The organism is Propionibacterium acidifaciens DSM 21887 (assembly GCF_000426605.1).
Classification (GTDB): domain Bacteria; phylum Actinomycetota; class Actinomycetes; order Propionibacteriales; family Propionibacteriaceae; genus Propionibacterium; species Propionibacterium acidifaciens.
Genome location: NZ_AUFR01000058.1, coordinates 1 through 6407 on the forward strand (window position 1 = coordinate 1; position 6407 = coordinate 6407).

Sequence of the window (6407 nt, forward strand, 5' to 3'; positions counted from 1 at the left end):
AGGCCGAGGTCGGTGGCGATGCGGCCGAGCGTCTTGCCCTCGGCGAGGCCCCGGAGCACATCGACCTGCCGCGGCGTGAGACGGACGGCACCGGCCCCACCTGGGGAACCCCGCGTCCGCCGACCGGCCCGCCGCCACGTCCTCAGCGGGGATCTGTTCGACGCGCTCGTCGGTGACGAGGTCGCGGGCCTCGTCAATGCGCAATGCCTCGGTCTGGGTGGGCTCGACGACTCGGGAAGCTTGTTCAAAACTCTTGACAAACCCGGCTCTGACTAGGTATTTCCCCTTGATGGCGCGCTAGATTTGAACAACCATCCCGAAATGGTTCAAATCTAATGCGCGGCAGGTCCGTCGAAGCTCACCCCGATTCGTACTCATTGGCATCGGAGGCCGTATGCGCTGAGTCGTGCTGGGGACTCAAGTTCTGTCGACTCAAAAGCACAGCCGTGGCTACGGCCACGACCAAGCCAACCACTGAAGCGCACAGCAACACACTGGTCAAACCGCGGTAACTAGCCGTGCCAACAAAATTTCTGAGCTGGTTCTGTACGTCAACCGGCAGACCGGAAAGCGCATGAAGCCCTTCCCCGGAAGCAATTCTGTCCAAAAGCTCAGCGAGCAGCCCTCTGTCTTCAACAGCTCCCGCCGGCAATTGCAAATCGTTGGTCTGTGCAGTAGCGGTGTGCGAGAAGATGGCGCCGAAGACTGCAACGCCTACCGAAGCTCCGATCTGGCGCATTGTATTGATCACGCCAGCCGACACACCCGCTTGGCTCGGTGCGGCCAGGACAAGAGCGAGTCGTGAAAGACACACACTACCGATGCCCATGCCCAAACCAGCCAGCGCCAAGGAGAACATGGTCGCTGCGGCCGGCATCGACTCATCTGTCAGTACCAATGTTCCCAGCCCCAGGGAAGTCGAAGTCAGGGACAGCACTACTTGGGCTTTCAGCGGGATTGACACAAAAGGAGGCCGTCCACCGAATACACCTGCCAAAAATGCAAGTACACTGAGTGGCAAGAATCGCAGGCCTGCTGTCAACGGAGATTCCTCAAGCGTGTTTTGGAAGTAGAGCGCCAAGAGGGCAGACGCCCCTACCAGAAGACCATTGCTCAGGAACGCGGCCAAAGCCGCGATACGGAACGTCATCTGGTTGGTCAGTTCGCGTGGCACCAAAGGGTATTGACGGCGTCTCTCCATGTATATTCCGGACGCCAGAAACATCATGAACACAACGAATGCGATCATCACGTCGGCTGAGGTCCAACCCGCGATATTGATTCGAATGAAAGCAAAGATCAACGATGCCAAGGCGACACCGAGCGTCAACGCACCGGGGATGTCAAGAGGTCTGTATTCTCGGTCACTCCGCTGCTCGCCGCGAAGCCATCTTGCCGCCCAGACAAGGCATGCGATTCCGATTGGTACGTTGAGAACAAAAATTGCACGCCACCCGAAAATATTCGTCAGGCCGCCACCAACAAGCGGCCCAACGGCCGTTGCCAAACCTATGGACGCACCAAAAAATCCTACTGCCTTGTTGAGCTGGGCTCCCCTGAAAGTATGCCGCAGCATTGGAAGCCCGAGGCCAAGCAGTAGAGCGCCCCCAACTCCCTGGACCCCACGGGCAACCACCAGGAGTGCAACGTTCGGTGATATCGAGCAACCAAGGGAACCAGCCGTAAAAATGATCAGCCCAATGACAAACAATCGGTTTTGTCCAAACCTGTCTCCCGCCGCACCCGAAAGCAGCAAAAAAGTTCCCAAGGTGAGCAAATAAGCATCAATGACCCATTGCAGCTGAGCAAGAGTGACGCCCAAGCTGTTTTGAAGATCTGCCAGTGCGAGATTGACAACGGTTGTGTCAAGCAAAAGCATGAAGGTCGTAACACAGACAAGGACAAGGGTGACTTGGGGTAGTACTGAGGATCGATTCTCCGTTGTACCGGACATCGGATCTCCTTAACCGGAATACAATTGATGGGAACGAACAGTGGACTGACTAGGAACTAACTGACCGATTTGGCATAATTGACTCATGAGCATTGACAGACCTGTCACTGATGACGAAAGACGAACACGCAACCCTAGAGGGCAGGGGTGGCGCCTGCGAGACGACTTGTTGTTGGCAGTCAGCCAGCTGCTGGATGAGGGTGTCTCACCTGACGAGATGTCGTTGCGTGCTGTTGCTCGCAAGGCAGGCGTTTCGCCCATGGCACCATATCGTCATTTTGAGAATTTCGAAGAGCTTCTAGGCACAACCCTCAAGATGCGATTCGGATTTTTTGCTGAAGTGATAATGACAGGATTGTGCTTCGACTCCCCCACCGCTGATCAAGCTCATGAGCAACTCGTCATCATGGGTCACAGGTACGTCGAACAAGGCAAGGCCAATCTTGTGGCCTACCATGCGCTGTTTGACAGTTCTTTTGTGGTTGACGCTGAGGAATTACCTGGAGTCATGCTGTTCGAGAGCGCGGCAAAGCTTTTCGAAATTGTCCAGACCCCCATGGATCCTCAGGTCGCTACTAATATTTACTGGTGTGGATTACACGGTATCGTCTCACTTTCCAGGAGAGCCGTTCCCATTGGTTCATCAGCAACTGACGAACGACTGGTCTCTGAGCTGGCTGACAGCCTGATCGGACCTGACGCAAGGCGACAACTGTTGAAGCCCTCATGATCCAGCTGAGTTAACGTCCATGGGATCCCCTGTCACAGTCTCAGTTGCCGCAACATGAATGGGTCCTCAGTGGGCCTCGTTCACAGCAGGATGACGCGAAACGCCACTGTCCAACCTCGACCCGCCGGTGTTGTGAACTGACAGCCTTTGATCAATTACGTCCAAAACCTTCCCCACGGTCGCCACTGGCCTGCATTGAATCAAGTTTTTCACGTGCCTCTCGAGGAAGTGTGATGTCCGATGCAGCGATATTGGATCGTAAATGCATTGGATTTGCTGTACCTGGAATAGGGATGACATCGCTCCCTTTTTGAAGTACCCAGGCCAGGGCGGCCTGAGCTGAAGTGCATCGCAGTGAGTGGGCCACGTCACGAATCAGTTCAACAGCTGCCAGGTTTCGAGCCAGGTTCTGCCGCCTCCAGCGTGGTAAAAACCTTCTGACATCCAGCAGTGCTAGATTCGTCGTGGCTCGTGACGCCCCAGTCAGCATACCACGACCCAGGGGACTGTAGGCGACGACTGCTGCGCCTATCCTTTTTGCTTCTTGACGCGATCCTTCTTCAATGCCCCGAGTGAATATTGACCATTCCGATTGCATTGCTGCAATTGGATGAGTGGCGTGAGCGCGTGACAACTGTTCAGGAGTAACTTCACAGACACCAATTTCACGGACAAGCCCTTTTGAGACAAACTCTGCCATTGTTCCAATGGTTTCTTCGATTGGCACTGATGGGTCGACCCGGTGGAGATACAACAGATCCAAGTAATCGGTGCCGAGCCGACGCAAAGAATTTTCTACGCATTTCTTGACCCTGGCAGGACGTGCATTGAGCCCCAGTGGTACACCCAATCCAGGCATCGCGACAATTCCTAATTTGCTTGCGATGACGACATCCTTGCGGTGATGTCCGAGGGCACGACCCAACAAGCGCTCATTTTCTCCTGCACCGTACATGTCAGCAGTGTCGAACAGCGTTATCCCTTCAGCCAACGCCGTACGGACAGTGGCCATGGCATTCCTTGGGTTTGGCCGACCATAAGTTGTGGTAAGTGGCATGCAACCCAAACCAATTCGCGATACCTGTAACGATCTCAGCTGGACCTGTTCCATTCCAAATCCTTTCCAATTGAACTGACGGTGAGGCTTGTCCAGAAGAGTCCACCGAGAAGTGGATTTCCGTCAGCGGCTAGTCGACTGATGCTGTGAACAAACCTCGGTGAATCACTGCTGGTCAGCAGCGGTCGCCCGGCCAAGCAGGTCTCTCAGTTGCGGAAGAGAGGTGTCAGCATCGTTCCAAAGAATGGTATTCATACGAAGTGAAACGGCCATCTCGATATTTTCCGGAGAGTCATCGATGAGCAGCATGTCGTCATACTCGCAGCTGAGCCGATCCTTGAGTATCTCATAAATTTCAAGCTCAGGCTTCCTAGTACCCACCAGACAACTGTCGATTACGACATCAAATTGTTCCAGATCAACCATCTTGACCCATTGTGGACGCCACTCAATAACATTATTTGTGAAGAGTGCGAGGTTCACTCCGCGTTGCGCACACTCATTGACCATCGCCAGCGACCTCTGCTCAGCCCTCAAGCAGCTGAACCAAATCTCATGAAAAGGTTTTGTCAGGAGTAGGGTGGCGGTGGGTTCGGGAAAACCGGCAGCAATTTGTTGTTGAAATTCATACTCTGTTATTCTCCCACGCTCCAGTTCATGAAGCGGTGAGTTCTCACCATTGAACAGATCGAAGATCATTGACAATTGTTCTGGTTTGACGCTCAAATACGAGCAGAGGCTGCGAACTGCCTTCTTGATGGGAATCGTCAAGACTCCCCCGAAATCAAAGACAAACCATGAGTTCTGTTTCTTCATCATGCTTCAGCAATCCCAGTTGTTACTGTACCACTGGCGCATGTCCGTCCAGATTGAGTAAGTTGAACAGTCCAAGTCACACTGTTTTCCATGGGCGATGCAGATGCTATTGACTGCACTTAGTTTCGCTCGTTGCGCAATTTCACAAGAATCCAGGAACTCCAAAGAGAGCTGACAGGTCCTCAAGTCAGGAGAAATCCCGAAGACCCTTTGGGTGACAACCTATTGCAAGTTGTCGGAAGGCTTCAATTATCAACGTTCCTGGAACATGATCCTGAGGGTGGTCAAAATGTAGAGGATGTGACTGATCCACATGTAAGAATGCCCAATAAAATTCTGGTGTCTGTTGTATCCTGGTGATCGCCACATTTCCCAAGGCGTGATGCCCAACTGTCTCAGGAATTTCTGGTGGTACCTGACTCAAGGGTTCGGCAATCCTATTGCCTCGGCGTGCTGCAATGATCTGTTGCTGTTTGACCGTCAAGGCTGACATTGCACCACTTGCCCTTACCAGAAGAGCTCCTTGAATTGTTGAGACAGCGACATTGAATAGATAACCGATCGGCTTGGCTCCCTTGTTGGTGATGACTTCAGCTTTCAACGAGACGTCAAGGTCGATGGGTTCGTTTCCCAATGTTTCTGCCACGCCATCTCCAAGCCTCGTATCGAGTGTTTTGAAGACAAAAGCATTGTCGTACGGCACGTCATAGACTTCGTGTGCAGCCAAAATTGCGCTTTGCCTGGCAACCTCAACCAACAAGGCGAGTTCACAAAGCGAGTCATCCATCAAGACATGGGCATGCGGTAGCTGGGCAGCGATGCGAAGACCACCGGAGACCATTTGCCAGTCAGTCAGGAAGACCTCCGCGATGCTGGCACGGTGGACCAATCGGCGGTCTACGCAACGGTTCCTGGACAGGGCAGGAGCGCCAGAGGGCGCTGCTTGAGGGGCTATCGGTGCAGACATGAGACCTCCTAGGGGGGTGTGGCCTCTAAGCATACACCTGTCTATATACGCCTGTCTCACGACGCGAGACTCTTCCTGCCCGTCTCGGAGGACATTGCGTCGGCGGATTCTCCAAGGACGGTGCCGGCCCAGGCCACCGGCCCCCTGCCATCGGCGAGGGGCGGTGCTCGTCGGCCGGGCGTGGCCCGCCGGTCCGGCCCAAGGTGGTCCTGACCGCTCGGGGCCTGATCGCACGTAGTCGACAGCGGCTCCTGTGCGGTGCATTCACGGGCGAGCCGGCTTGCGCGCCTGGTTCCATCGCCGGGTGTGTCCCCAGCAGCGGATGCGTGGTCGAGCCGCACCTCGGACCACGAAGCACGTCGAGCCGATGACGGCTTCCCGTACGGATGGTGTCATGGGAAACGGAGCCGGCAGGGTCACTCTGTCGGGAGTGACCAGCTGATCGCCCACCCGGATCAGCCGAGACACACCCACCGGCATGAGTCAGGCGATGGTCGAGGGCGCGGTGACCGGGCCCATGGAGCGACGAGGAACAGCACGGCGCGCCGGCTGGGCCCTGCACAAGCCGCCGCACCTCGCGGCGGGGGAGTCCTTCAGCAGAAGTCATGTCCATGCATGGGAACCATTCGGGGACGAGGGGCGTGTGCTCCTAGGGGGATGATGGTGTTTCACTGAGAGATGGGGGTACAGAAGCCTGAACGGTTCCCATTTTCTTGGCATACGATCTTGTGAAGTGAAATTCCCCTCGTCATGACAGGTCCCGGGGACTGGACCGTCGATGATGCGGGTCAGATCATGCCGAGGGCCTGGCCCATGAGCACGGCCGAGGCCCGGTCGTGGACGCCGAGGCGCTTGTACATCTGCTTGGCGGTGGAGCGGATCG

General features: G+C 55.2%; 5 protein-coding genes. 1 reads left to right on the forward strand and 4 read right to left on the reverse strand.

What is annotated here, in order from left to right:
- Positions 1–358 precede the first annotated feature (358 nt).
- Positions 359–1954: an MFS transporter gene (locus K336_RS18100; RefSeq protein ID WP_081660843.1), complete on the reverse strand. Its 1596-nt coding sequence runs from the start codon at positions 1952–1954 to the stop codon at positions 359–361.
- A gap of 85 nt (positions 1955–2039) precedes the next feature.
- Here K336_RS18100 and K336_RS18775 point away from each other — a divergent pair, with 85 nt between their 5' ends.
- Entirely contained in the window at positions 2040–2684 is a 645-nt protein-coding gene (locus tag K336_RS18775; RefSeq protein WP_155945109.1) for a TetR/AcrR family transcriptional regulator, read from the forward strand.
- Positions 2685–2835: 151 nt separating this feature from the next.
- On the opposite strand, the gene K336_RS18105 is transcribed toward K336_RS18775, so the two are convergent.
- The 3 genes from K336_RS18105 to K336_RS18115 form a co-directional block, all read right to left on the reverse strand.
- On the reverse strand, positions 2836–3795 hold the full coding sequence (locus K336_RS18105) for an aldo/keto reductase (RefSeq protein WP_081660844.1): 960 nt from the start codon (positions 3793–3795) through the stop codon (positions 2836–2838).
- A gap of 111 nt (positions 3796–3906) precedes the next feature.
- Positions 3907–4560, reverse strand: coding sequence for an HAD-IA family hydrolase (locus tag K336_RS18110; protein ID WP_081660845.1), 654 nt, complete (start codon positions 4558–4560; stop codon positions 3907–3909).
- Between the two features lie 184 nt (positions 4561–4744).
- The gene (locus K336_RS18115) at positions 4745–5524 is read right to left on the reverse strand and encodes an AfsA-related hotdog domain-containing protein (RefSeq protein WP_162142623.1); all 780 of its coding nucleotides are present in this window, start codon (positions 5522–5524) and stop codon (positions 4745–4747) included.
- Between the last annotated feature and the right edge of the window lie 883 nt (positions 5525–6407).

Coding starts and splice junctions, on each gene's coding strand:
- K336_RS18100 (WP_081660843.1), bottom strand. CDS start 1,954: ATGTCCGGTACAACGGAGAATCGATCCTCAGTACTACCCCAAGTCACC.
- K336_RS18775 (WP_155945109.1), top strand. CDS start 2,040: ATGAGCATTGACAGACCTGTCACTGATGACGAAAGACGAACACGCAAC.
- K336_RS18105 (WP_081660844.1), bottom strand. CDS start 3,795: ATGGAACAGGTCCAGCTGAGATCGTTACAGGTATCGCGAATTGGTTTG.
- K336_RS18110 (WP_081660845.1), bottom strand. CDS start 4,560: ATGATGAAGAAACAGAACTCATGGTTTGTCTTTGATTTCGGGGGAGTC.
- K336_RS18115 (WP_162142623.1), bottom strand. CDS start 5,524: ATGTCTGCACCGATAGCCCCTCAAGCAGCGCCCTCTGGCGCTCCTGCC.